The following is a 25792-nucleotide window of genomic DNA, read 5'->3' as shown; positions in this document are numbered from 1 at the left end:
CGCAAGCAGGGCCCCCTGTCACCAGATGGCCCTGCTTTTTTACTGTAGTACGGATTGCCTGAAGCTACACGTCAAAGAGCATTTCCAGGTCTTCACGCGTAAGCGACTTCCAGGTGTCCTGGCCGGGAATAATGGCCTCGGCCACGCCGCGCTTGGCTTCCTGCAACTTGAGTATCTTTTCTTCCACCGTATTCTGGCAGATGAGCTTGTACGAAAATACCTGCCGCGTCTGGCCGATGCGGTGGGTACGGTCGGTGGCCTGACTTTCCACTGCCGGGTTCCACCACGGGTCGTAGTGGATAACGTAGTCTGCCGAGGTAAGGTTGAGGCCCGTGCCACCCGCCTTGAGCGAGATAAGGAAGATGGGAATTTCCGGGGTATTGTTGAATTTGTCCACCTGATCGAAGCGGTCCTTGCTCGCGCCGTCGAGGTAGCAGAAGGGAATCTGCGAAAATTCCAGCCACTGCTTGATGATTTGCAGCATCTGCACAAACTGCGAGAACACCAGCACCTTGTGGCCGCCTTCCACGATTTCCATGATCATATCTTTGAAGGCATCGAACTTGCCCGAAGGCAGGTTGTTGGAAAAGCCCGGCATGTCGAGTTTGAGCAGGCGCGGGTGGCAGCAGATCTGGCGCAGCTTGAGCAGGGCATCGAGAATGGACATCTGGCTTTTGGCAAGGCCTTTTTCGTCCACATCGGCCAGCACCTGGGCGCGCAGCTTGCGTGCCAGGGCTGCGTACAGTTCTGCCTGTGCGTCTTCGAGGGCGCAGCAGGTAACGCTTTCCACCTTGGGCGGCAGATCCTTGGCCACCTCGGCCTTGGTACGGCGCAGAATAAAGGGCCGCACGCGGGTGCGCAGATAGTCGAGCGTTTCGGCGTCGCCGTCCTTGATGGGTTTGACGATGCCACGCTGAAAGGCGTGCTGCGAACCCAGAAAGCCCGGCATGAGGAACTCGAACAGCGACCACAGCTCGAACAGGTTGTTTTCAATGGGCGTGCCCGAAAGGCACAGGCGCATGCGGGCATTGATGCGGCGCACGGCGCGGGCTGTGATGGTATTGGGGTTCTTGATGTTCTGGGCTTCGTCAAGAATAACGGTATTGAACTCGTACTTCTCCATTTCTTCCAGATCGCGCCGCAAAAGCGCGTAGGTGGTGATGATAAGATCAGAGCTGGAGATATGCTTGAACATGCCCTCGCGGCGCGTACCGTAGATGGTGAGCCGCTTGAGGCCGGGGACAAACTTTTCCGCTTCGCGCTCCCAGTTGGGCAGCACAGAGGTGGGAACCACGATAAGGTTTGGCCCGTCGTGGTGTACGTCAATCATGTGCTGGATAAAGGCCAGCGTCTGCACGGTTTTGCCAAGGCCCATTTCGTCGGCGAGAATACCGCCAAAGCCGTATTCTGACAGGAAGTTGAGGTACGAGAGCCCCTGCACCTGATAGCTGCGCAGATTGGCATTGAGCGCCTTGGGCGGCGTAATGGGCCGCACCTCGCGGAACGAGCGGATTTTTTCGCGCAGATTGTTCCAGAACGAGTCCGTAGCCGCGCCGGGCAGATCTTCAAGCAGGCTGTCGAGCACCGGGGCTTCAAACTGCTTGAACTTTTGCTGCGGGGGCTTTGAGGGGTCGAGCCCCAGGGCCGTGAGCTTGTGCGAGAGCTTTTCAAGCCAGGCTTCGGGCAGGCTGGTGTACGAGCCGTCTTTTAGCTGCACATAGCGCTTGCCACGGGTCCAGGCCTTCCAAATTTTTTCCAGAGGCAGGCTTTGGCCCTCGTATTCCACGTTGATGTCGAGCGAAAACCACTTTTCCTTCTCGTTGCTGACCACCTCGGCTGTAATGTTGGAAGAAGCCGTGCGCACCTTGTAGCGCGAGAGGGCTTTTTCGCCATAGACGCGGTAGTTTTCGATCAGCTTGGGGTACGAGTCGAGCAGAAAGGCGATGGCTTCTTCTGGCTCAAGGAACCACAGCTTGCTGGAACGGGCCTGAAAATCCATGCCGCTCAGCTCGTTCATCAGCTGGGCTTCTTCGTCCTGGTGGCGGCGCACCAGATAGGTCTGCCCTTCAAATGTGTAGCTGCCGGTCTGAAAGTCGGGGTTGGGCCCGTTGAGCGTAAATTCGCCGTGGCGCGTTTCGTAGATATTGTCGATTTCCAGCGTCAGCAGGCTGCCTTCCTCATCGAGGAACAGCTTGGGATTATAGGTGGCAGGCTGGAACACCGGCTCCATGAGCTTGAGAAACTGCTGTGGTTCGTAAAGCTCGGAGGCGGGCAGGCGCGTCCACACGCGGTCGAGAAATTCAGAGATTTCTTCGTGCGGCACAACGGGGCGTTCGTAAATGAGGTTGCGCACCAGCGAGGGGTACAGGCCCGTCTGCACCGGGTAAAAATTGTGCTGATAGCAGACCCACAGGGGCATTTGCCCGTGAAAGGTGATGGGCGCGTCTTCGGGAGACGTGCTTTCGGGCTGGTTGCGGTCGCCGGGGTTGGTGCGGCCTGCGCGTATGGGCAGGGGGGGGCGGCCCTCGCGCTTGAGCAGCACCTCAAAGCGAAAGCCCGAATCGTCAAGGATGGGTTTGAGCTTGAGGGCAAAGGGCGTGCTTTCGATACGGCAGGGTTTGTCCGTATCCTTCCACAGCAGATAATATTCTTTGCGCACAGACCAGAAAAACCACGAGGTCAGACCTTGCGGAATTTCAACCCGGTGGCCGTAATAATCGAGGTGCTGGCCTATCTGGCGGGCAACATGCGGCAATTGCGGCGAAAATTCGCACCAGTCGGGGTTCTGGATGATCTGCTCAAGCGTTACCTCGTTGTGTACGCTTGAAAGGCCCGACTTGTTCTGCCTGCCACGGAAAAAGGAAACCAGCAGTCGGCCCTGTTCCGGCTCAAAGCGAAATATGAGATAATGGCGGCCTGGTTCGGGCTCCATATCGGTGGAAAAAAAATTGCGGAAGCTCTGTTTCCAGTCTGTGCTTGGGGGCGGGGTTTCTTCCGGGTCTCCCTGTTCCTTGCGCAGTTCTTCCACCAGGCGTAAAGCGAGAGCGGCCACATGGCGGCAAATGCCTGTGAACGCGTCCGAGCAGTTGCACTGGTGGCGAGTGCTGCGGTCCGTGATGGTGAGGCTCAGGCTTGGCGTGTAGACCTGTAGGTCATCGCCCTGGATAACGCCTTGCACGTCCCAGGTCTCGCCCTCCTGAATATTTATTTTTTGCACCTCACCTTCGGACAGGATATAGTAGGCTGCGTCGCGAATGTATTCCGGCACGCTATCGTGCAGAAAAGCTTGGCACATTTCGCGCACAACGCTCTGTTCAGATCGACTCATGGGTTCCCCAAAATACTCCGCTGAAATTTCTGGAAAATTCCAGAAACGGAGAGATGTTATGACGTTTGCGATAAATAGCACAGGTAGGGGGGCGAAAGCAATATGAACCGTGACTTTTATGAAAAAAATAAATTTTGAGCGCTCAATCAATATGTTGGACTCAATATCATACTGCCGCGACAGGGTTTTTTACGCAAAAAAAGTGAATTTTTTTTGCTTTATTTTGTCGCTGTGTCTCTTTTTTGGGGGGGCAACTGCCCTGCATGCCGCTGTGCCCGGTGATCTGCCCGAAGAATCGGGCGGGGTTTCGCCCCAAAATACACCACCCCAGGCCGGCCCACCGGCAGAGGGTGGCAGCATCTTTTTTGGTACCATTGGCGAGGCCTCAAACCTCATTCCCTACCTTACCTCCGATTCTGCCTCGCATGAGGTGGCCGAGCTTTTGTATGTTGCGCCCCTGCGCTACAACAAGGATTTGCAGCCAGAGCCCTGGGCGGCTGAATCGTGGAGCATGGAGGACGAGGGCAAGCGCATGCGCTTTACCCTGCGCAAGGGCATCCTGTGGGAAGACGGGCAAGAACTTACGGCAGAAGACGTGGCCTTTACCTGCAAGCTGGCGGCAGACCCGGCCACCGGCAGCCCCTATGCCGAAGATTTTTTGCGCATCAAGGAGCTGCGCGTCATCGACCGCTACACCTTTGAAGTGCAGTACGAGCAGTTTTTTGCGCGCGCGGTTTCTACCTGGATGAACCCCATTTTGCCCAAGCACATTCTGGAGGGGCAGAATATCCGCACCACGCCCTTTGCCCGCAAGCCCCTGGGGGCAGGGCCGTACCGCCTCAAATCGTGGGAGCCGGGCAGCCGCATGGTGCTTACGGCCTCGCCCACATATTTTGCAGGCAAGCCGCACATAGACGAAGTGGTGTACAGAATCATACCCGACAACGCCACCATGTTTATGGAAACACGCGCGGGCAGGCTGGATGTGATGGATCTTTCACCCTTGCAATATCTGCGGCAAACCTCTGGCCCAGAGTGGCAGAACAGGTTTCACAAGTTCAGGTATCTGGCCTCGGTGTATATTTTTCTTGGCTTCAACCTTGAGCATCCGTTTTTTAAGGATGTGCGCGTGCGGCGTGCCATTTCCATGGCAATAGACCGCGAGGGCATCATCAACGGCGTGCTGCTGGGGCAGGGGGTTCCGGCTTTTGGGCCGTTCAAGCCCGGTTCGTGGCCGTACCACACCGGCCTCAAGCCCATGGCACAGAATATTGCCGCCGCCCGCGCCCTGCTGGCAGAGGCTGGTTTTGCCGACCACAACGGCGATGGCATGCTTGACCGCGACGGCCTGCCCCTGGCCTTTACCATTTTGACCAACCAGGGCAACGAGCAGCGCATCCTCACGGCCACGGTCATGCAGTCGCAGCTCAAGGCCATCGGCATAGACGTGCGCATACGCACGGTGGAGTGGGCGGCCTTTATCCGCGAATTTGTCAACAAGGGGCGCTTTGATGCCGTGCTGCTGGGCTGGACAATTCCGCAAGACCCCGACCTCTATTCGGTGTGGCATTCGTCGCAGACCTTTGAGGGCGGCCTGAATTTTACGCACTATCGCAACCCCGAAGTGGACAAGCTGCTTGAAGAGGCCCAGTCAACGCCAGACCAGAAAAAAAGGGCCGCGCTGTATTATCGGATTCAGGAAATTTTTGAGGCCGACCAGCCGTACTGTTTTCTGTTTGTGCCCTATGCCCTGCCGGTGGTGCAGCGGCGTTTTCAGGGTATAGAACCGGCGCTGGCGGGCATTATGTATAATTTTGAAAAATGGTGGATTCCCAAAGAGTTGCAGAAGTCACAAATGCAGCCATAACTATGTTTGTCCAGTTCTGACCGGTAATAACCTGCTCAACCGCGTTGCGGGCCAAAGGCCCAGGAACAGAACGCGCACCACTCCCTTGCCCCCAGCTGGCGGCTGCCGGGCGGTGTGTGCGCGGCTGTTTGCGTGCCATTGGCCGCTGTGCGGCGTTGACAAGGCCGCTCTTGTCGGAACATAGTTGCAGAAGTGGTGAAAAGATTATTTTACGCTGTGGGTGGATGTTACGCATGATTCGTATTCAGGAAATTCTCGATAAGGTTTCGGCAGGCAATCCCAACGCCGATCTGGAGCTGATCCAGCGGGCGTATGTGTTTGCGGCCACAGCCCATGCGGGTCAAACCCGCCTTTCGGGCGAGCCTTACCTTTCCCACCCCTTGGCGGTGGCCAGCATACTTGCCGAGATGGGTTTTGACGAACCCACCATATCTGCCGGTCTGCTGCACGATACCGTGGAAGACACCAAGGCCACCATTGAAGAGCTGGACGAAAATTTTGGCGAAGAAGTGGCCGACATTGTGGACGGCGTCACCAAGATCAGCCAGATCACCTTTGAAAACAAGGAAGAAGCCCAGGCAGAGAACATCCGCAAAATGATTCTGGCCATGAGCCACGACATGCGGGTTCTCATGGTCAAGCTGGCCGACCGCCTGCACAACATGCGCACCCTTGATTTTCAGAAAAGCCACAAGCAGAAGCGCATCGCCCAGGAAACCATGGACATCTACGCACCCCTGGCCAACCGGCTGGGCCTGTACGTGATGAAGCGCGACCTGGAAGACCTGAGCTTCAAATACATGCGCCCCGACATCTACAACCAGATCGAGCACTGGCTGGACAACCATCAGGTTGTGGAAAAGCAGATCATCGGCAAGGTTGTGGGGCTGATTCAGGATCTGCTGGAATCAAACGGCATAGAAGGCCAGGTTTACGGGCGTATCAAGCACAAGCACAGCATCTACAAAAAGATGCAGGCCCAGTCCATGACTCTGGACGAGATGCACGACATCATGGCCTTTCGTGTGCTGGTAAAGGATATCAAGGACTGTTACGCCGCGCTTGGTCTTGTGCATTCGCAGTGGCGGCCCGTACACGGGCGCTTTAAAGACTATATTTCCATGCCCAAGACCAACGGCTACCAGAGCCTGCACACCACGGTTATCGGGCCGGAAGGCGAGCGTATTGAAATTCAGATACGCACCGAAGACATGCACCGGCAGGCCGAGCACGGCGTGGCCGCGCACTGGCTGTACAAGGAAAAGGGCCGCGTCAACAGCAAGGATCTTGAGCAGTTTGCCTGGCTGCGCGAAATTTTTGAGCGCCAGAGTGAAGAAACAGATTCCCGCGAGTTCATGCATTCGCTCAAGATGGATCTGTTCAAGGACGAGGTGTATATCTACACCCCCGCTGGCGATGTAAAGGAACTGCCAGAGGGCGCAACCCCGCTGGATTTTGCCTTTGTCATCCACACCAAGGTGGGCCAGCATTGCAGCGGCGCAAAAATCAACGGCCGCCTCATGCCCCTTGGCACAGAGCTGAAAAACGGCGACGTGGTCGAAATTCTTACCGATCCTGCGCGCAATCCCAACCGCGACTGGCTTAAGATTGTTAAAACAGCCAAGGCGCGCAGCCGTATCCAGCACTATCTGCGTACCGAAGAACGCGCCCATGCCGTGGCCCTGGGCCGCGACCTGCTTGAAAAGGAAGGCCGCAAGGTCAGCCTTAACGTGGGCAGGGCCACCAAGGATGGCCACCTGGCCATTGTGGCTCAGGATATGAATTTTGACAGCGTGGATGACCTTGTGGCTGCCGTGGGCTATGCCCACACCACGCCGCGCAAGGTGCTCAACAAGCTGTACGCCGTGCTGCATCCAGAGGCCGCCACCGCTGCCGAACCGGCTACGCCCACGGTAAAGGAGAGCAAGGAGGCCGCATCGCGCAAGGGCGAAGGCGTGGGCATCTCTGGCGTGGACGGTGTGCTCATGCGCTTTGCCAAGTGCTGTAACCCTGTGCCGGGTGATCCCATCATCGGCTACATCAGCCGTGGCCTTGGTATCAGCGTACACCGTGCAGACTGCCCCAATGTTGCCAACATGGAGCCCGAGCGGCTTATTTCTGTACACTGGGACGGCATGGAAGAAAAACCCTACGCCGCAGGCATATTCATTATTGCCAAAAACGAGCAGGGCGTGCTGGCCAAGGTTTCTGAGATCGTGGCCCGCAACGGGGTGAATATCATTGGTCTGAACATGGATACTCAGGTGGACGGCCGCGCCAAACTGCGAATTATTGTTGAAGTACGCGATGCCACCCAGCTGTATCAGCTTATCGAAGCCATACGCGTGCTGCCTTCCATTTTTGAGGTTGTGCGCGATACCGAGGCCGACGCCTCGTAGATATGTTGTTGCCACCCACTGCGGCGTAAATGCCGCAACCCGAAAACATTTGGTACAAACCGGCTTGCCTTCAGGGGCGGCCGGTTTTTTTGCGAAATGGCGGATGATTGTTCTGTAAAATCTGGCGGTTATTTTTTTGTGGTGCATGCAGGCATTGGTATACTTGTATTTTAGAAGAGAGTGCATAAGGGAGGCTAAAACTTATTTGTGATATTTTACACAGAACGGGCAGATATAGCAGTAACAGGGGGCAATCTGTAAATTCTAGTATATGTATAACAAAGATAGTTTTATTCGTGATTACTTTGATGAATATCTGTATACAAGGAATATTGTGTATTCTGGATTTATGCAAATATCGCTGTCATTGACAGTAATATTATCTTATAACAAAAGTAAAATGCATTGATTATCAAAAAACTATGTAAGTATCGTGAAGAAAAATAATCAAAATACCCTAAACAAATTTACATCATGTACGTATTATGCAATATGAAGGTTGCAAAAAACGTGCGCATTAACGCATTTTTCCCTTACTAATCCTGAAAGAGGATGAAGTTATGTTGAAAATTTCAACGATGCAGAAGTTGTCTGGCCTGAGTTTGCTTTTGTGCCTTTTTACCGTGATTATCGGAATGTTTGGCGTAAGCAGGCTGAGCAGGCTTGCGGTTGACGTTGAAGACTTGAATGCCATGCACATGAAAGGGCTGAATATTGTTCGAGTTGTCAATATAGAAATTTTGCGGGTTATTCGCGAAGAAAAAAATCTGATTATCAGCACAACTGAAGAAGGTAACCGTATTGCTGTAAACAATTTGCAAAAAGAGTACGTGGCGCTGGACAAGCTTTTAAACGAACTACCGCGCTATTTTATCACAGAGGCTGCGCGGCAGTTGCTCGCCCAGCTCAATAGCCAGCTTGGCGAATGGCGCACCGTACACAACAAGATTGTGGAGCTGGGCAGCTCAACCGACCCGGCAATGAATGAAAAAGCACAGGCCTTGTCATCCACCACAGGGCGGGATTCGGCCAAAAGGCTGGCTGACCTGTTGCAGGAAATTGGCGAGAGAAAAATGGCCTTTGCGCAGGATCTGAGTGATAAAAGTGCAAAGGATTATGATACCGCCAGAATGATCACCATTGCGGGCGTGGTTTTGTCTGTTCTTGTGGGGCTCGGCCTGGGCTTTGTCATTTCGCGCAACATGCTGCGTCAGCTTGGCGACGAACCTTCCGAGCTGGCCGATCTGGCCTTGCGGATAGCTGGTGGAGATCTGGATGCAAGGTTTAACCCTGCGCGGCCAGAGATAGGTGTTTTTGGCGCCATGAAGCAGATGGTGGCAACGCTCAAAGGCAAGATTGCAGAGGCTGACCAAAAAAGCAGCGAGGCCAGGGAAGAATCGGCCCGTGCCCAAAAGGCCACCGCCGAGGCAGAAGAAGCCCGCCGCCAGGCCGAACGCGCCAAGGCCGAGGGCATGCTTCAGGCTGCGCACCAGCTTGAAGGCGTGGTGCAAATTGTCAGCTCTGCATCAGAAGAACTCTCGGCCCAGATAGAACAATCAAGCCGTGGCGCAGATGAGCAGTCTGGCCGGGTGCGCGAAACCGCAACTGCCATGGAGCAAATGAACGCCACCGTGCTTGAGGTGGCCAAAAACGCCCAACAGGCGGCGGATGTTTCAAACAATGCCCGAAAGCAGGCCATTGAAGGTGCGCAGATAGTGAACGATGCCGTAAAAGGCATAACAACGGTACACTCGCAGTCGCTGGCCCTCAAGCAGGATATGGACGCACTTGGCAAACAGGCGGAGAGCATCGGGCAGGTGATGGGTGTTATTGCCGACATTGCCGACCAGACCAACCTGCTTGCGCTCAATGCCGCCATTGAGGCTGCCCGTGCGGGCGATGCTGGCCGTGGTTTTGCCGTGGTGGCCGACGAAGTGCGCAAGCTGGCAGAAAAAACCATGACCGCAACACAGGAAGTGGGCCGCGCAATCAAGGAAATTCAGGAAGGCACACGCAAGAACATTCAAAGCGTCGAGCACACGGGCGAATCCATTGAGGCGGCCACCAGGCTTTCGGTGCAGTCGGGCGAGTCGTTGAAAAATATTCTTGAGTGTGTGCAGCTGGTGAATGATCAGGTGCAGTCCATTGCCACCGCCAGCGAAGAGCAGTCTGCCGCCAGCGAAGAGCAGTCTGCCGCCAGCGAAGAAATCAACCGCTCTGTGGAGCAGGTGGCCACAATTTCGGCCGAAACGGCACAGGCCATGGAGCAGGCCGCCAGAGCCGTTGCTGATCTGGCCGAACAATCGCAGGCGCTTCAGCACCTCATTGGTGACATGAAGAACCAGAGCTGACACAAGCAAGTATGTTCTCTGACAGACAGGCCACCCCTTGGGGTGGCCTTTTTTATTATTCACTTACTATTCAGCCTGTTGCTTGTAGCTTTGCGCGCAAATTCAAATTTGGAGTTGACAATGTTATGATTATAGCTAAAAAAGTTATATGAGTAACAAAAAATGGTTCTTCTTCTCGTTTTCTGTCCCGGCCCGGCTTCAGGGGTTTCGCGTTAAAATTTGGCGCAAACTCAATGCCATGGGCGCTGTGCAAATTAAAAATTCTGTCTATGTGCTGCCCGTCAACGAGCAAATACAAGAGCAGCTTGTGTGGATGGGCAAGGAAACAGACGAGCAGGGTGGGGAATCGCTGGTCATTGCCAACGGTGCTCTGCTGAACATGACAGATTCGCAGATTGCGGCCAGCTTTACCAAGGCGCGTGATGAAGATTTTAGGGATCTCGGCGAGGAGATTCGCGCTGTGCTTGCAGGGGCCGATTCGCAGGAGCGGGTAATAACACTGCGCAAGCTTGAAAAACGCCTGGATACCCTGCGTGCCATCGACTTTTTCCCCAGTGGCAAGGGGGCAAGCCTGCAAAAAATGCTGGATGAAGCGCAACAAGCACCGGTTGAGGGGCATGCTGTTGTGCCGCAGGCAGATGCCGCGCTTTACTGTCAAAAAAACTGGGTAACCCGCGCAAATCCATATGTAGACAGGCTTGCTTCATTCTGGCTGGTAAAGCGGTTTATTGATCCGGCCCCGCGTATTGTGTTTTTGCAAGAGTCGGCGCCTGTTCCTGCCGGGCCGGATATAGTGAGTTTTGATATGGCCAAGGCTGATTTTACGCATGTGGGCGGGCTTATCACCTTTGAGGTGCTTGTCGTTGCCTTTGGACTTGCTGCACAGGTTCCGCAAAGAATGTGCGAGGTCATCAAGGCCATTGACCTTGAAGAGCTGGATGCCGCCCCGGTTGAAACCCACGGCGTCAAACGCATGCTCGACGGGCTGGTTGCAGCCAATACAGATGATTATGCGCGCACAGAGCAGGCTCTTGCGTTTTTTGACACCCTGCTTGCCTCGTACACCCCAACCGCACTTACAGGAGCATAGAATGAAAGACACGGCAATCCATGTTGCGCAGCTTATGGCCGCCTCTGCCCGCACCGCCCCCAAGGCGGGCGGCAAGGATTTTTTGGAAATCGGCGTGATCCACATGGCAGAGGATTTGAAAAATATTGCTCAGACCATGAAGGACTATGCGCCCAGGAGCACCAACGAGGCTTTTTGGCTGCGCGATGCTGCCAATATAGAAAAGTGTCAGGCTTTGGTTCTGGTGGGGTTGAAAAACAGCGCTTGTGGCGGCTATGACTGCGGCGCTTGTGGTTACCCCACCTGCACGGAATTTATGAAAAAACGGCAGCTGGATGAAAAAGAGATGGGCTACTCTGGCCCCTATTGCGCCCTGCGCATGATGGACGTGGGCGCGGCCTTGGTTGCTGCTGCCAAAACTGCCAGCCTGCTCAATCTCGATAACCGCATTCAGCAGCGGGTTGGCGCAGCGGCAAAACATCTGGGCCTTATTGATGCAGAGGTTGTCATGGGCATCCCCGTGGGCTTTTACGGCAAATCCATTTTCTTCGACCGGGCAGCGCCCAAGCATTAGACAATATCAGGGTGTGCCCCTTGCGCCACCCAGCGAGGCATAGATGCGGGATTTCAACAACCTGTGTGCCGTGGGCTTTTTTGCCCGGTTTTCGTATGCCCTGGCCAGAAACCCGGTGCTGCCACTCTTTGCTCTCTTCTTGGGGGCAGGGCCGGAGGCCGTGGGGCTGGCTGTGGGTATTTCCACCGTTACGGGCATATTGTTCAAGCTGCCAGCAGGCGCGCTTTCAGACGTGGTGGGCAGAAGGCGTACCATGCTGGCCGGGCTGGTTGTGTTTGGGCTCATGCCCTTTGCCTACTTTTTCATCGACTCATACCGGGCGCTGATTGTTGTGCGCTTTATGCACGGGCTGGCTACGGCCATCTACGGCCCGGTGGCCATGGCCGTGGTGGCCGAGGTTGCTGGTTCGCGCCGTGGTGAGCTGCTCTCGTGGTTTTCGTCGGTGGGCATCATTGGAACCCTGCTGGGCGCGCCCATTGGCGGGCTGGTGCTCGATGTGAGCGCCAGCGGCGGGCCGGTGCTGTGGCAGTTTCGCATGGTTTTTGCCCTCAGTGCTGTTACGGGCATGGCGGCCCTGCTGTTGGGCCTCAAAACATTGGGGCGTGATGCCCCGCAAGAGATGGAACAGGCGGCGGGCTCTGGCTTGCGGCGTTTTCGTCAGGGTATTGCCGAGGTGCTCTCTGACAGGCGGCTGGTTACAGCCTCTGCCGTTGAGGGCGTGCAGAACATGGGCATGGGCGCGCTGGAGGCATTTTTGCCCATCTATGCAGTGACAGTGGTGGGTTTGTCGGAATTTCAGGCCGGTTTGCTGTGGGGTGTGCAGATTTTTGTGACCATGCTCAGCAAACCCCTGCTGGGCAGGATGTCTGATTCGCGTGGCAGGCGCGGCTTGATTGTGGCCGGGTTGCTGCTGTGCGGCGGGGCGCTCGCCGCAATGCCCTTCATGCACGGATTTTTTGCATTGCTGGCTGCCTGCCTTGTGTTTGGCATGGGCGAGGCACTTGTAACGTCTTCTTCTGCCGCGCTGGTGGCAGATATGTGCCGTGACCGGCGGTTTGGCTCTGCCATGGGCGCGTTTGGAACCATCTTTGATATCGGGCATGCCTCAGGCCCCATTTGCGCTGGTCTGCTCATTGGCTGGGGCGGGTATCAGGTATGCTTCCCCCTGTTGGCAGGCATGGTATTTCTGGCAATTCCCGTATTTTTGCGCAATGTGGCAGAACCCGATTGATCTGCAATCATGAGGATAGTAGGATTTAACAGAGCTCTCTGGTCAATTGCCGTACGGTGGATATCTGGCAGAATTTATCCTGTAACATGCTGATGCAAAGGGAAAATATATGGACGAGAGCGAGGCAAGGCCACAAGTTTCTTTGCGGGAAGCATTCCTTTACTGGTTCAAGCTGGGCTTCATCAATTTTGGCGGCCCGGCAGGGCAGATCGCCATGATGCACAAAAACCTGGTGGATGGCCGGGAATGGATCAGCGAAAAGGTTTTTTTGCGGGCGCTCAACTTTTGCATGCTTTTGCCGGGGCCAGAGGCGCACCAGCTGGCGGTGTACATAGGTTGGCGGCTCAACGGCTATTGGGGCGGAACAATAGCGGGCATCTGCTTTTTGCTGCCCTCGGTGTTTCTGATGCTTTTTCTTTCGTGGCTGGCGGCAGCCAAGGGGCAGGTTCCCCTTGTGGCCGGAATTTTCCACGGCATTGCCGCCGCAGTGGTTGCCATTGTGGTTGAGGCGCTCATACGGCTTTCAAAAAAATCGCTGCGCCATCCGGCCCTGTATGCATTTGCCGGTTGTTCGTTTGTGCTTGGGCAGTTTTGGGGGGTGTCCTTTCCTGTCATTGTTCTGCTGGCTGGGCTGGCCGGGGTGCTTCTTGGCAGGCTGCGTCCAGACATCTTTTGCCAGAAAAAACCGGGAACAAACGAATGCATGCTTGAAGCACCAGAATCATTTAACAACCTGCCGCCGCTGTCGCATCTGTTCAAGGTAGTGGCCATCTTTTTGGTGATCTGGCTGTCTGTTATTGTGCCCGTATTCGCCACGAGGGGCATGGGTGACATGCTATCGCAGATTCCCGTTTTTTTTACCAAGGCCACCTTTGTAACCTTTGGCGGCGCGTATGCCGTTATTGCCTATATTGTTGAGCATGCCGTCAATCTGGGCTGGCTGACAGAAAAAGATATGCTGCTGGGCCTTGGCCTGGCAGAAACAACCCCCGGCCCGCTGATCATGGTGACGCAGTTTGTGGGCTTTATCGCCGCCTGGAACCAGCCGGGAAACCTCACTCCGCTTGCGGCGGGCATAGCGGGCGGGCTGCTCACCACCTTTACCACTTTTTTGCCCAGCTTCATGTTCATATTCGCGGGTGCGCCGTATATTGAGGCCATTACCGCCAACAAAAAGCTCAATGCCGCGCTTACGGGCATATCGGGCGCGGTTGTTGGGGTTATTCTCAAGATCGGTGTGTTCTTTGCCTTGAACACGTTTTTTCCCGCAACGGGGTTTGACGGTTTTGCCGTGGTGGTTGCGCTGGCCTCGCTTGTGGCCTTGGTGCGCTTCAAGCTCTCCATGCATGCTCTGGTGGGCCTGAGCGGGCTGGCCGGTTTGCTGTGGCAAAGGATCTGGTAGAATAACCGTAAGCAGCAAGGGGGATGACATGGGTGCGACAGTAACGGTGCAGGAATTTGTGGCGCTGTTGGCCAACAAATCCGCAACGGTGTGCGATGTGCGCCGCGAGGCAGATTTTCAGGCTGATCCGCGTACCATTGGCGGGGCAGAGTGGCGTAATCCTGAAAATGTCGATGCCTGGGCAGCGCAACTGCCCGGCGACAAGCCCGTGGCCATCTACTGCGTGCGCGGCGGCTCGGTGAGCAAGTCGGTGCAGGCCGCGCTTACAGCCAGGGGTTTTGACGTGCAGTATCTTGAGGGCGGGCTTGCCGCGTGGGATGCCGCCCACAGCTAGCAGAGCCCCGCAATCTCGCACAACGCAAAACGCCGCTTCCGGCTGGCGGAAGCGGCGAAACGCACGCGCCGGGAAGGGAACGGCGCGTATAACGGTATGGAGGGTTAGAAGGTGTACTGGAAGACGACCTGGGCTTTCCAGGCATCCTGCTTTTCAAAGCTGCCGTTGCCCGCGCCGTTGTTGTAACCGGCTTTCTTCCAGGTGCCCTTGTCCATCATGTTGGCAACATAGCCAAGTTCCAGATTCACGCCCAGATTTTCGTAGGCCTGCCAGGTATTCACAATGTTGAATTCCAGCAGACCGTCGTTGGTGGTCAGGTAGGGGCCGTCGCCGCCATAGCCCTGCTGCCACGCAGAGGCAGACGACATGTATTTGACCATGGAGGGAGCATTGGTACCGCCCCAGTAGGCCAGGCGGAAGGTGTGAGTGATGTTTTCCATGAAGCTCATGTCTTTGAGCTGTGCGCCGATGCCCCACGTACCCGCGTAGCTCATGTTCCAGTCGCAACCGTTGGCAACCGGGCTCCACGAGAGATTGCCGTCGCCAATAAACGAGGTAAAGTTGCCCGCACCGGCAATGGAGGGCATACGTTCCGAACCGTTTTTGACATTGCCGTCGTCACCGCTGGCGTACCAGCCAAAGATGCCGGGGGTGGCCCAGTCCAGCTTGTATTCCACAAGGGCCTTGGCCAGCCAGCCCTGACGGCCCGTGCTGGCGCGCACAATTTCTTCACCGCGTTTGAGCACGTCAAAGCGGCCCATAGCTTCGGAATAGCCGTAGTTGATATCAAACTCGATGTTCAGGGGGTCGAAGGCCGTGATGGCCACCGGCAGGCCAGCCCAGAACAGCGAGCCATACTGTTTGCTGGTGGAGGAGTTGGTGAGCGGCGTAATGTTGGCGTTGGCGTAGTTGAACCCGGGGGTAAGGCCGGGCAGGGTAAGGCCCAGTTTGCCGTCGTTGGTTTCCCACGGAGAATTGTTGACCGGGTCTTCAAGACCGCGCAGGGCGTTTTTGCCGCGCATGCCGTACATGGCCCAGGGGGTTGCTTCCACGCCGTCAAAGTGCAGGGGCATGGACAGCATGAACAGGTCAAGGTTATCGAGGTAGTTGGCCTTTTCCGTGCTGGATTTGTTGTTGGCCAAGTCAAAGTAGCCGTTGCCAAAGTTGTCGTTGACCGGGCGCGCCCACATAAAGGAGAGGCCCACGGTATCGTTGAACTTGTAGTTGGCGGTGAGGGCTGCGGCGTCCGCATCCAGCACGGCAGAGCCGCCCGCCACGTTGGGCAGGGTGGTGGTCTGTATGCCCATGCGCAGACGCGCGTCGGTCTGGGGAATCAGCCAGTCGATGTAGGCGTTTTTGACTTCCACAACACGGCCATCGGCACCAAGCGCACCGCCCTCGTCGGCCTTGCCCCATTTCTGGTCGCCAATTTCAAAATATACCGTGCCGGAAAGGGCCTCGGAGGCCACGGCATCCAACTGCAAGCGCACGCGCTGCGAAGCGCCGAACTGGTCGTCGCTGTTGGTTTTGGTCTTGTTGCCGTTGTTGTCCTTGCTGTTTTTGGTGAGGTTGCCGTCGCCCACGCCAAAGCCTACCAGCCATTCGCCCTTGGCCTTGAATTCGATGGCCTTGGCCCCCCCGGCCACACCCATCAGCATGCCCGCTGCCAGCAGAGTGACCATGCACAGTTTTTTAAAGCGGTTCAGGCCATTCCTTTCTTTTGCACTCATTCCTTGCTCCTCCGTAAATGGTTGCGCGCAGGCCGTGGCGGCCACAGCCGACCACGGCGCGCATTATGCGTGTTGCAGATCATGCCGCGCTGGCATCCTGCCGATGCCATGCGGCCACCGTTATGGCGGCTGATCAGTTTTCCGTATGGTGGTGTTTGTTGTGCCCGCACTTGCAGTTGGCGCAGTTGCCCTTGCACACGTGCTTCTTTTTTTGCTCGATGAGCACGCGGTTGCCGGTAACGGCCATGTCAAAGCCGCTCTTGCCCTTGAAGACAATGCGCTCTGTACTGAGCCCGCCCAGCAGCAGTGAAGTTTTAAGCGTGTCGATGGCAGAGGGGTGGGGGTCGGCTACGTGCCGCACATCGATGAAAATTCGTTTGCAGTTGGCCTGATTGCACTGAAGCAGTGCAACAAGAGCATTGGCCTGGGGCGGATCAAAGCGGGATGAAACGGATATGTGCAGGTTGTCGTGGCTGAAACGGTGGGAAAGCCCAGCATGGTCGATAACTACCGGATGTTGATCCATATTTTTTTCTCCGCTTGGCTGAATGTGCATGGCGCACTCTGGCACAGGCAGAGGTATGTGTCAATAAAAATGAAATTACTTTTCAAATTCAATTCTTAACAATTTGAAATTACAACCGAAAAATTTAGAATAGTAGCAATCTACAAGCTCTATCGTAAAACAAAAACAAACAGTGTGGAAAACGGGATGGCGCGCCGTAAAAAAGGCGCGGCGGACGCTTGAGAAAAGCGCCCGCCGCAGTGTGCAGAAGGTATATGGTTTGGCTCTATGCGGCCTTGATGCTGCCGTCTTTGACGTGGAACAGCGCAGCCTGCGGCTCTGCCTTGCGCAGCAGTTCAGCCATGTGGGGCTGGCAGGTAAAGTAGAGCAGCTGGTGAGCCTTGCCCTGGCCGCCGCCGGTCAGTTCCACAAAGGCCCGCGCCGTGCGCTCTGCCCGTTGCGGGTCAAAGTTGACCAGCACTTCATCCATGATGACGGGCAGCGGGGCTGCATGCAGGGCGTGGTTTTTGATGTAGGCAAGGCGCAGGGCCAGATAGGCCTGCTCGCGCGCGCCACGGCTGAGGTTTTCTGGTTGCAGGGGTTCGCCCTGCGCGGGCAGGATGGCAAGGCTGGCATCCTCAAGCGAGGCCGTAATGCCACGCCAGCGCTGGCCTGTAATGCGCGTAAAAATGCTTGAAGCAAGGCGTATGACTTCTGGCTGGCGCTCCTGCTCAAAGGTGCGCTTGGCTGTTTCGAGAATGCTTCGGGCAAGGGATATGCGGCTCCAGGCAAAGGCCATGCGCTCCATGTCTTCCACCAGCGCGGCCTCCTCCTGCAATATCTGCGAGAGCTCATCCGTGCGGGAGAGGGCATCCACCTTGTTGCCCAGATCGGCCACCTTTTTGACGAGGTTTTCTTCCTGCTCCTGTATGGCGGTGAGTTCTTCGCCAATGGCGGCGCTGCGCCGTTCCTGGCTTTCCTGATCCTCGTGCCCAAAGGAATCGATAAATTCCTGCAAGGGGGTTTTGTCTGCCGCCAGCCGCAGGGCGTCCTCCAGATCCTGCCGCCGCAGGGTGAGGGCGCGCAGTTCTTCGTGCAGGGCAGCCTGACGCAAAAATTCCTCCGCATCCTGCGCCCCGGCCATGGCAAGCAGCGAACGCTCGGCCCCGCGTGCGCTTTCAAGGGCTGCCTCTGCGGCGCGGGCTTCGTCCTCCAGTTCCGTTACCTCGTGGTCGAGGCTGCGGCGGCGGCTGTGGGCCTGGGCCATGGCCTCTGCCGCTTCCAGAGCGGCATCGAGGCTGAGCAGCCAGTCGGGCTGGTTGTCTGCATCGAGCAGGGGCGAAAAACCAAGTTCGGCAAGCAGGGTCTGCAAGGGTTCGCGCAGGGCTTCCAGCTCTGCGCGGCTCTGGTTGAGCTGCGACTGGGCGCGTTGCACGGCGGCCTCGGCTGCCAGGCAGTTTTCCATGTATTTGAGGGCTTCGCGTACCGTTTCCGGGGCAAGGTCGCTGCCAAGGCCGAGGCCTTGCAGGCAGGCGGCCCACTGGCTGCGGGCCTCGTTGAATCTTTCCTGCGCCACGCGCAGTTCGGCGCTTGCCTCGGCCTGACGGGTGCGGGCACGGTGCAGCTCGCTCTGCGAATTTTGCAAGGCGGCCTCTGCCTTGATGCGCAGCTCGCGGGCGGCATCGGCCTCGCGGCACGATTCAAGCACCTGACGCACGGCCTCGGCCAGGGTATCGGAATCGGCATTGGCGGGCAGGCGTTCGGCAACGGCAGGCACAAGGCGCATGCGTTCTTCTGTCTGGTGCAGGTCGTCATCAAGGGCGCGCAGCTCCGCTTCCGCAGCGGCAACAGCGCCAAAGGCAAGGCGGGCGGCTTCTGCACGGGCAAAAAAGGCCGAAGCGCCTTCGGGCGAGGGAACGTTGGCCACATGCAGGGCCAGCATGAATTCGTGCCAGCGGCGCCGGGTCTGCTGCACAACGCCTTCTACCTCGGAGCGCACGGCCTGACGCTTGCTCACCTCTGTGCGGGCCAGATCCATGGCGTGCTTGAGCTCGTCCATGTCCTTGCGGGCGCGTTCCTCTTCAAAGCACTGCTCGCGCTCAAGCTCCAGCAGCACTTCCCTGGCCTCAAGGGTCACCATGTCCATGGTCTGCACGCCTGCCGCAGCGCAAAGCTGGCTGGCCTGTACGTCCAGCTCCGCCACATGGGCGGCGCAGGCATCGCGCCTGCCGAGCAGCTGCATCTGTTCCTGCTTGCGGCGCTTGGCCTCCGGGCCGTTGTGCGGCACGCCGCCCGCCAGAAAGCCCACGCCGCAGAGCAGCAGCAGATAGCCGGACCACAGGCTCACGGGCAGCTCAAACCCCGGCGAGAGGGCAATGCTTGTGATGCCCATGCGCCAGTAGGCCAGCAGCATGCCAGCCCCGCCAAGAAAAAACGCAATACCCAGCACCAGCAGGGGAATGTTTTTTACCCGCGAAACAGGGGGCTCGCTGGCGATGCGGGTGTTGAGCTCCTCCAGCCGTTGGCGCTCTGTGTCCAGGGTGGTCGAAAGGGCGCGCAGCTTGCGCAGGGCGAGGGTTTGCCCGTCCAGGTCTTCGCGGCTGGGGCCGCTGGCATGGCGCTGCTCTTCGCGCAGAGCCTCTGTGCGGGCCTTGACCGCAGCCACCTGTTCCTCTGCCTGGCGCACCTCTTGCGCGGCATCGTCGGACTGGTGCATTTTTTCCTGCACCTCTGCGGCGAGGGCCAGGGCTTCCTCCTGCCGGGCAAGCAGGGTGTCGAGCAGCGATTCGGCCTGGGTTGTATCGACCGCGCCGTTGACAACCAGCCGCAGCGGGTTGAAAGCGCGGGAAAATGTTGTTTTTGCCTCCTGCACGGCACGCTGGCGCAGGGGCCGTTGCCGGCGGGCTTCCTCCTGCCGGGCAAGGGCCTGGCGCAGGCTGTCGCGGGCGTCGTCATCGAGAGCGGCGGGCGGGGCGGGCAGCAGATCAAGGGCAGCCGTATTGCTGGACACCTCGCGTTCTGCGCTTTCAACCTCGCGGTTGCTCTGGGTAAGGCTGTCTACGGCGGCCTGATGGGCCGAGGCAGCGGTGCGCATTTCCGTACCCTGATGGTCAAGGCCATGGCAGGTAAAGAGCGAGCGGTCTGTGGCGCGGATGCGGTCACACGTCCAGTCTGGCCCCAGACGCGAAAGCTCAAGGCTCAGGCCTTCCTGGGCGCGCAGCAGGGTTTCCTCCTGCGTGGGCAAGAGTCCAAGCGCCTGACGGAAACCGCTTTTGCGCTCGGACATGCGGCGCAGGGCGGGCAGGGCTTCAAGCATGGGCTGGCTGATTTCAATGGCATCGCGGCGCTGGCGCAGGCGTGTGAGCTTTTCCATGTGCGCCGCCCACTGGCGTTCGCAGCCTTCGCGGGCCTCTTGCGCGCGGGCCAGCCTTTCCTTGCCGTTTTCGGGAAAGGAAGCGCTGACAGGAGTGAGGCGCTCAAGGCGCGTACCGGCCATGCGCCATTCGTTCCACTGCAACCATACGCCAAGGCGGCGCTCAAGCACGCGGCGTTCTTCTTCGAGCTGTACCTTGCGGTGGCGCAGGCTTGTGAGGGCCTGGCGCTTTTCGGCCAGATCCATGGCCATGCTGTCGTAGCCCGCGCATTCCTGTTCAAGCAGGGCCTTGCGCTGGCGCAGATCGGTGAGCTGGCGCAAGGCAGCGTTGAGGGCGGGCTTGCTGCCCCCATTTTTGAAAATCTCTGCGGCTTCCTTGTCCAGCTGCTTGAGCGCCTCGCCGGGAGAGCGCAGCCCCGGCCCAAAGCTTGCGCCGTACAGGGCATTGCGAACGCCCTCGTCGGTGAGGCTGTTGAGGTCTTCAAGTTCTGTGAGGCTGAAGCCGAAAACATTGCGGTACACATCGCGGCTCACGCCAGAGAGCATTTGGCGCAGCATGTCGGGCTCAAGCGGTTTGCCCCCGGCATCCGTGAGGGTGAGCACGCCGCCGTTGCTGCCGGGCCGCCGGGTGAGGCGCAGCGTGCCGGGCCCCTCGGCAAACAGATCCATGCTGCCGCCGGGCTGGCCGCCGCGCAGGGGGCCGGGAATACGTTTGTATTCCTTGTTGCGCGGGTCGGGATAGCCAATGAGCATGGTGCGCAGAAATTCCAGGCAGGTGGATTTGCCCGCTTCGTTTTCACCCAGAAAAATGGAAAGCCCCGGCGAAAGATTTTCAACGCTCACGTCCGAAAAAATGCCAAAACCGTCCATGTGGAAGGACTGGATATACATCAGCGGGCCTCCAGAAGATCGGTACACAGACGTTCGGCCTCTTCCAGCAGGGCCCGCATGCGCTCATCGTCGGGTTGGGTAAGAATATGGCGCAGCTGCCCGTGGTCATAAAGCTGTTTGAGGGCGGGGGCGGCCACCTCGTGCAGGGCTTCGCCGCTTTGCGTCATGCGGTCGGCCAGGCGCAGGGCCTCGCCCAGCAGATCCTCGCGTTGCAGATACTGCGCGCGGTCGATGGCGGGGCTGGTTTCGGCCTGCATGTCCTTGAGCCACACGCTGGGCGTGGCGGTTTGCAGATGGGCCAGCCTTTCGGCCAGGTCTTCCTGATTGACGGTGTCGCGCAGGGCGGCATCAAGGGGGGTGCGCCCGCGCAGAACCACGCGGGTGATCAGGGCATCGCAGCCGGGATCGGTGGATTCGGCGGCCTGCTCCAGCGCGCGGGTGGTGCGGGCTTCCACCTCGTTGAGGTCGGCCACGTTGTCCAGATCAATCTGCACCCTGGCCCACTGCACGGGCCCAAGGCGTATAAATTCCTCGCGGCAGGCAAACGTGCCGTCAGCTTGCGGGCTGGCCGTAACACGCAGGCAGCCACGCGGCCCAGGTTCGTTGATGTGCAGGCCCTGGGCGTTGCCGCTGTAGGCGACAAAGGGGGCTGCGCTCAGCGTTGCGCGTTCGTGAACATGGCCCAGAGCCCAGGCATCGAGCCCGCTGTTTTTGAGGTCGTCCAGCGAGCAGGGGGCGTAGCGGTCGGCCTTGCTCTGCCCTTCAACCGTGCAGTGCAGCACGCCCAGCTGAAAACACTGGTGTTGCTGGCTGCGCCGGAACATGCGGGCAAGATTGCGGCCTTCCTTTATTTTGGCATGGCTGATGCCGTGTACCACCGCCACAACCTGACCGTCTTTTTCAACCGTGTGGCTTTCGGCTTCGGGCCCGAAAATGGTCACATTGTCTGGCCACTGCACTGCCGCAAGGCGCGAGGAGAGCGGGTCGTGGTTGCCGTGGGCCAGAAAAACCCGCACCCCGGCATCGCGCAGGCGCTTGCAGCCGTCGCACAGTTTGAGCTGGGCTTTTACGCTGTGATTTTCTTCGTTGTATACATCGCCCGCAAGAATGAGAAAATCCGGCTTGTCTGATTCACACAGCCGGAAAAGGCGATCCATGGCTTTAAATGTGGCCTCTTGCAGCAGGCGCGCCAGATGTGCCCCCTGTGACGCCGTGCGGGTAAGCCCCTGAAACGGCGTGTCCAGATGCAGATCGGCGGCGTGAATATAGCGGATGCCGTCCATGCGAAAGCCTCGGTTATGGATTGGAGAGAAAATATTGCTTAAATCTAGACTTTTTCAAAATAAATGACAAGCGCAGCGCCCAATTATGGTGTCTTAACTGGATCAGGCCGACCCGTGCTGCAAAGCACAAGGGGCTGACCAGCGTGCGTGTTGGTCAGCCCCTTGTAGTGCAATGGCAGATATATTGGGATGTTGCGCCTATTCCTGTACGGCGGGGTTGCCGTGTACGGGCAGCGAACCGTTGCGGATAAAGTGGTCCACAAGGCCAAAAACCGTTTCGTTGCCGCAGAATTTGCCTGCGGCGATGGCTGCCTTGTAGGCTGGCAGATTGGCCTCGAACCTGTGCAGCAGCTCTGGCTCAAGGGTGTGCATGTCGGCCTGCATGCCGTAGTTCAGGCGTTCGATGTACAGGGCGTTGAAGCGCTGCTCGACCATGGCCGTAAGGGGCAGGGTAAGAATGGGCTTGCCCAGATGCAGGGCCTCGCCCATGAGAGTGTGCCCGCCGCCCTGAACAACGTAGGAGCAGCCTTCGAGCAGGCGCAAAAAGCCTTCTTCGCTCTTGCGCATGAAGACCACGTTGTCTTCCTGCCCTTCGGTGTGGTCGTAGCCAAAAACATAGCAGGTCTTGCGGGTGGCTGCGCGCAAAAAGTCTACCAGTTTGCGGTGGGTGGAATTGCTCTGGTACACAAGCACATGCCCGTCGTCGCGCGGGTTGAGGGCCAGCACGCTGTCGCGCAGAATGGGCGGTGCCACGCGCGCCTTGTACTGGGGCAGTACCGGGGGCGCGTAAAAGGAAATGATGAGGTTCTCGGCCGTGGGGCGAAAAAGATAACGCGGCGTAAGCCCCTGCACAAAGGTATCCCACCACATGTTGGGCGGCAGATTGTGCTGGCAACAGGTGATGATGTGCTGGTGGTCGAGGGTAAGGCAGGGGATATTTGCTTTTTCCGCCGCGCGCGGCACAAAGTATTCGAGGTCTGTCATGCAGACATCGGGCTTGAATTCGTCGATCAGGCGCGAAACCTGGTCGATATAGCGCTGCCTGTGCCACAGCAGGGGCAGTGCGCGGCCAATGGTCGCCGCCATGTCCACCTTGTAGTTTTTGAATACCGTGCCCAGATTGGGCAACCGGCGCACGGGAAATTCCGGCTCAAGAATTTTGGGCGCGTCGTCGTCTGCCACAAAAAGAAATTCGTGCCGTGAAAGGCGACGGGCAATGGTCAGGCCGCGCATGGCGTGCCCGTGGCCTGTGCCGTGAATGCCGTATAGTACGCGCGCCATGGTGCTCCTTTGCGCCTGCCGCAGAATAGGCGGCGGCTTTGCGGCGGCAAGCCTACCAACGCCAGGCGGGAGCGTCAATTACCTGTCTTGACGGCTGCGGGCCTGTTCTCTACCATCGAAGTACATTGTTGGCTGCCAAGGCTGGCGGTGGGCGCAGCTGCGCCAGTGGAGCACACATGCACGAGCCCAGCACTGGGGCGAGCCCGGCGGGGCCGCTCTGCAACGTGACCATTCCTGTTTTTAACCGGCCCGCAGCCACCGAAAGCGCCCTTCGCGCGCTGGCCAGCACCTCGCGCGAGGTTCCTTTTGACATTACTGTGGTGGATAACGGCAGCGAGCCGGAACTGGTGAAAACCCTGCTGCGCCTGCGCGGCGAGGGTCTCATAGACAATCTTTTTCTGCTGCCGCGCAACATGGGCGTGGCCTGCGCTGCCAATGTGGGCTGGGAACTTGTGCCCGCGCCGCTGTACATGAAGCTGGACAACGATACCGCCATGGTGCGGCGGCACTGGCTGCGCGATCTGCTGGCCCTGTGGAGCCACGGGCAGCCGCTCTCAAACCTTGGGGGCGCGTTTAACCGCGAAATGCTCCATAAAACCCCCGGTTGCCAGCAGACACCGCACGGCGAACTGGGTCTGTGTGTGGGTAATCTGCCGGGGCAGGCCGTGCTTGTGCCGCAGGCTGTTTCTGAAAAGCTGGGCTTCTGGAACGAAGAATACGGCCTCTATGGCGGAGAAGACGGCGATTACGGCCTGCGCATGCAGGCTGCGGGCCTGCCGCAGTATTACTACCTGGGGCCGGAATATTTTGAAAATATCAGGGAAGACGACGATGCCCGCCAGACCTACACGGCGCGCGGCATAGACAAACGCAGGCTGCACAGGGAGCTGGTCATCAGGGACAACCTGTGCATGGGCAAGCTGTTCATGAACAAGATTCTTTATCTTTCGGGCCTGCGCTCGCTGGCCCCCATGCGTCGCTATGCCGTGGATGATGTGGACAGCCAGGGCCGTGTGCGGCTGGTGGAGAGGCGGGAATACAAGGAATTTCAGCGCGACCTCGCCCGAGTGGCGGCGGGGCTGAACAATCGCTTCAGGGATTATGTCATGTCCTATCAACTGGATGGGGACACGGCAGAAGCCATGCGGCAGATGCTTGCACGGCATGCCCAGGCGGCAAAAATCAATCAGGGGCTATGATGAACGCACGCAAGATCAGGGAAGACCTGGGCCGGGCCAAGGCCTGCTGCTCGCGTCACGATACGGAAAGAGCGCTTTTTTTGACCATTTCTGCGCTCAAGGAACTGGGCGGCCAGAGCGCTCCGCTGGATCTGCGCGGGGATTTTCGTGCGGCTTTTACCGAGCTTGCCGCCGACCCGGATCTGAAGGCGGCGGGGATGCCGGCTCTGGCCTATGCGCCCGGCGCGGAAAAAGACGTGTTGCAGATGCTTTCGCAGGTGTACCGCTCGCTTAAGGGGCAGGAAAAGGAAGAAGAATATCAGTCTGCCCTGCAACGCAAGCTCAATCTCGACAGATGCTTTAACGACGGAAAAAAGTTCCTGGCCGAGGGCAAGGCCACAGAGGCAGATGCCTGTTTTGTGGAAGCGCTCAAGCACTACAAGGACGAAAAGGCCATTTTTGGCATGATGGCCAGGGCCATGATGGATGCGGGCGAATACGTGCGCGCCATGGGGCACGCCCGCACCGGGCTCAAGGAGCTGCCCGACGATGAGGAGCTTGGGCGCATTCTTGAGGAGTGTGCCCGCCTGCGTCAGTAGGCATTCAGGCGCGTTTTTTGCATCAAATGACGAAAACTTGGCGGCGGCAAAAGCTGCCGCAAGGAGTCGTCATGATCAGGCAGAATCGTGGTAAATCGGTTCCCTATATGGCGCTGAGCGCCGCATTGCTGGGTTGTGCCCTGTTTTTTGCTGTCACGCTTTGGCGGGGTGAAAGCCTTGGTGAAAGCGGAGAGCTTGCCTACACCCCCGGTTTTGATGTACGTGCAGATGTCGTAAGCGCGGTGCGGGTTGTTCCCCTGGCAGGAGCAGCGCTGCGCAGCCCTAGTGTGAATATGGATAAAAATGCAGCAGTTTCACTGGCTTATTAGTAGTTTGGGGCCGCAGATGTTGGCGCGGCCCCTGCTGCAAACTGCTTTTTTTTCTTCACTTATTTCTC

At 57.9% G+C, this 25792-nt stretch carries 17 protein-coding genes; 11 read left to right on the top strand and 6 right to left on the bottom strand.

Features of this window, described 5'->3' with window-relative positions:
• Positions 1-64 precede the first annotated feature (64 nt).
• Positions 65-3328, bottom strand: a complete 3264-nt coding sequence (locus tag ACE3NW_RS03205) for an SNF2-related protein (RefSeq protein WP_374280291.1) — start codon at positions 3326-3328, stop codon at positions 65-67.
• A gap of 283 nt (positions 3329-3611) precedes the next feature.
• On the opposite strand from ACE3NW_RS03205, the gene ACE3NW_RS03200 reads away from it, so the two are divergent.
• The 8 genes from ACE3NW_RS03200 to ACE3NW_RS03165 all read left to right on the top strand — a co-directional run bounded on the left by ACE3NW_RS03200 (position 3612) and on the right by ACE3NW_RS03165 (position 14555).
• Positions 3612-5195, top strand: coding sequence for a peptide-binding protein (locus ACE3NW_RS03200; protein WP_374280473.1), 1584 nt, complete (start codon positions 3612-3614; stop codon positions 5193-5195).
• Between the two features lie 233 nt (positions 5196-5428).
• Complete coding sequence (locus ACE3NW_RS03195) at positions 5429-7594, top strand: bifunctional (p)ppGpp synthetase/guanosine-3',5'-bis(diphosphate) 3'-pyrophosphohydrolase (RefSeq protein WP_374280289.1); 2166 nt, start codon at positions 5429-5431, stop codon at positions 7592-7594.
• 560 nt (positions 7595-8154) lie between these two features.
• Positions 8155-9945, top strand: a complete 1791-nt coding sequence (locus ACE3NW_RS03190; protein ID WP_374280287.1) for a methyl-accepting chemotaxis protein — start codon at positions 8155-8157, stop codon at positions 9943-9945.
• A 148-nt stretch (positions 9946-10093) separates the two neighbouring features.
• Positions 10094-11035 (top strand): chromate resistance protein ChrB domain-containing protein, encoded by a 942-nt coding sequence (locus tag ACE3NW_RS03185; protein ID WP_374280285.1) that lies wholly within the window; start codon positions 10094-10096, stop codon positions 11033-11035.
• Between the two features lies 1 nt (position 11036).
• Positions 11037-11588 carry a DUF2148 domain-containing protein gene (locus ACE3NW_RS03180; RefSeq protein WP_374280283.1) on the top strand — a complete coding sequence of 184 codons (552 nt, stop codon included), beginning with the start codon at positions 11037-11039 and terminating at the stop codon, positions 11586-11588.
• A gap of 43 nt (positions 11589-11631) precedes the next feature.
• Positions 11632-12819: an MFS transporter gene (locus ACE3NW_RS03175; protein ID WP_374280281.1), complete on the top strand. Its 1188-nt coding sequence runs from the start codon at positions 11632-11634 to the stop codon at positions 12817-12819.
• Positions 12820-12928: 109 nt separating this feature from the next.
• Positions 12929-14221 carry a chromate efflux transporter gene (chrA, locus tag ACE3NW_RS03170; protein ID WP_374280278.1) on the top strand — a complete coding sequence of 431 codons (1293 nt, stop codon included), beginning with the start codon at positions 12929-12931 and terminating at the stop codon, positions 14219-14221.
• 28 nt (positions 14222-14249) lie between these two features.
• Positions 14250-14555 carry a rhodanese-like domain-containing protein gene (locus ACE3NW_RS03165; RefSeq protein WP_374280276.1) on the top strand — a complete coding sequence of 102 codons (306 nt, stop codon included), beginning with the start codon at positions 14250-14252 and terminating at the stop codon, positions 14553-14555.
• A 104-nt stretch (positions 14556-14659) separates the two neighbouring features.
• Here the strand turns inward: ACE3NW_RS03165 and ACE3NW_RS03160 are convergent, their stop codons facing one another.
• The 5 genes from ACE3NW_RS03160 to ACE3NW_RS03140 all read right to left on the bottom strand — a co-directional run bounded on the left by ACE3NW_RS03160 (position 14660) and on the right by ACE3NW_RS03140 (position 23618).
• Entirely contained in the window at positions 14660-16285 is a 1626-nt protein-coding gene (locus ACE3NW_RS03160) for an outer membrane homotrimeric porin (RefSeq protein WP_374280274.1), read from the bottom strand.
• A gap of 133 nt (positions 16286-16418) precedes the next feature.
• The gene (locus ACE3NW_RS03155; protein WP_374280272.1) at positions 16419-16811 is read right to left on the bottom strand and encodes a squalene cyclase; all 393 of its coding nucleotides are present in this window, start codon (positions 16809-16811) and stop codon (positions 16419-16421) included.
• Between the two features lie 265 nt (positions 16812-17076).
• Positions 17077-21054 carry an AAA family ATPase gene (locus ACE3NW_RS03150; protein ID WP_374280270.1) on the bottom strand — a complete coding sequence of 1326 codons (3978 nt, stop codon included), beginning with the start codon at positions 21052-21054 and terminating at the stop codon, positions 17077-17079.
• Complete coding sequence (locus tag ACE3NW_RS03145) at positions 21054-22337, bottom strand: exonuclease SbcCD subunit D (RefSeq protein WP_374280268.1); 1284 nt, start codon at positions 22335-22337, stop codon at positions 21054-21056. The genes ACE3NW_RS03150 and ACE3NW_RS03145 overlap by 1 nt, the downstream gene beginning before the upstream one ends.
• A 198-nt stretch (positions 22338-22535) precedes the next feature.
• Entirely contained in the window at positions 22536-23618 is a 1083-nt protein-coding gene (locus tag ACE3NW_RS03140; RefSeq protein WP_374280266.1) for a glycosyltransferase family protein, read from the bottom strand.
• 176 nt (positions 23619-23794) lie between these two features.
• Here ACE3NW_RS03140 and ACE3NW_RS03135 point away from each other — a divergent pair, with 176 nt between their 5' ends.
• The 3 genes from ACE3NW_RS03135 to ACE3NW_RS03125 all read left to right on the top strand — a co-directional run bounded on the left by ACE3NW_RS03135 (position 23795) and on the right by ACE3NW_RS03125 (position 25724).
• Positions 23795-24817 carry a glycosyltransferase gene (locus ACE3NW_RS03135; protein ID WP_374280264.1) on the top strand — a complete coding sequence of 341 codons (1023 nt, stop codon included), beginning with the start codon at positions 23795-23797 and terminating at the stop codon, positions 24815-24817.
• Entirely contained in the window at positions 24817-25395 is a 579-nt protein-coding gene (locus ACE3NW_RS03130) for a hypothetical protein (protein WP_374280262.1), read from the top strand. The genes ACE3NW_RS03135 and ACE3NW_RS03130 overlap by 1 nt, the downstream gene beginning before the upstream one ends.
• A 71-nt stretch (positions 25396-25466) precedes the next feature.
• Positions 25467-25724 carry a hypothetical protein gene (locus ACE3NW_RS03125; protein ID WP_374280260.1) on the top strand — a complete coding sequence of 86 codons (258 nt, stop codon included), beginning with the start codon at positions 25467-25469 and terminating at the stop codon, positions 25722-25724.
• The last annotated feature ends 68 nt before the right edge of the window (positions 25725-25792 follow it).

This window comes from Desulfovibrio sp. (genome assembly GCF_041907885.1).
Classification (GTDB): Bacteria; Desulfobacterota; Desulfovibrionia; order Desulfovibrionales; family Desulfovibrionaceae; genus Desulfovibrio.
The sequence above is the reverse complement of the archived record's forward strand: the minus strand, read 5'-3'. Positions and strand labels throughout refer to the sequence as shown.

Bases quoted from the DNA above. Each gene is read 5' to 3' on its own strand.
- ACE3NW_RS03205 (WP_374280291.1), bottom strand. From the start codon at position 3,328: ATGAGTCGATCTGAACAGAGCGTTGTGCGCGAAATGTGCCAAGCTTTT.
- ACE3NW_RS03195 (WP_374280289.1), top strand. From the start codon at position 5,429: ATGATTCGTATTCAGGAAATTCTCGATAAGGTTTCGGCAGGCAATCCC.
- ACE3NW_RS03190 (WP_374280287.1), top strand. From the start codon at position 8,155: ATGTTGAAAATTTCAACGATGCAGAAGTTGTCTGGCCTGAGTTTGCTT.
- ACE3NW_RS03185 (WP_374280285.1), top strand. From the start codon at position 10,094: ATGAGTAACAAAAAATGGTTCTTCTTCTCGTTTTCTGTCCCGGCCCGG.
- ACE3NW_RS03180 (WP_374280283.1), top strand. From the start codon at position 11,037: ATGAAAGACACGGCAATCCATGTTGCGCAGCTTATGGCCGCCTCTGCC.
- ACE3NW_RS03175 (WP_374280281.1), top strand. From the start codon at position 11,632: ATGCGGGATTTCAACAACCTGTGTGCCGTGGGCTTTTTTGCCCGGTTT.
- chrA (WP_374280278.1), top strand. From the start codon at position 12,929: ATGGACGAGAGCGAGGCAAGGCCACAAGTTTCTTTGCGGGAAGCATTC.
- ACE3NW_RS03165 (WP_374280276.1), top strand. From the start codon at position 14,250: ATGGGTGCGACAGTAACGGTGCAGGAATTTGTGGCGCTGTTGGCCAAC.
- ACE3NW_RS03160 (WP_374280274.1), bottom strand. From the start codon at position 16,285: ATGAGTGCAAAAGAAAGGAATGGCCTGAACCGCTTTAAAAAACTGTGC.
- ACE3NW_RS03155 (WP_374280272.1), bottom strand. From the start codon at position 16,811: ATGGATCAACATCCGGTAGTTATCGACCATGCTGGGCTTTCCCACCGT.
- ACE3NW_RS03150 (WP_374280270.1), bottom strand. From the start codon at position 21,054: ATGTATATCCAGTCCTTCCACATGGACGGTTTTGGCATTTTTTCGGAC.
- ACE3NW_RS03145 (WP_374280268.1), bottom strand. From the start codon at position 22,337: ATGGACGGCATCCGCTATATTCACGCCGCCGATCTGCATCTGGACACG.
- ACE3NW_RS03140 (WP_374280266.1), bottom strand. From the start codon at position 23,618: ATGGCGCGCGTACTATACGGCATTCACGGCACAGGCCACGGGCACGCC.
- ACE3NW_RS03135 (WP_374280264.1), top strand. From the start codon at position 23,795: ATGCACGAGCCCAGCACTGGGGCGAGCCCGGCGGGGCCGCTCTGCAAC.
- ACE3NW_RS03130 (WP_374280262.1), top strand. From the start codon at position 24,817: ATGAACGCACGCAAGATCAGGGAAGACCTGGGCCGGGCCAAGGCCTGC.
- ACE3NW_RS03125 (WP_374280260.1), top strand. From the start codon at position 25,467: ATGATCAGGCAGAATCGTGGTAAATCGGTTCCCTATATGGCGCTGAGC.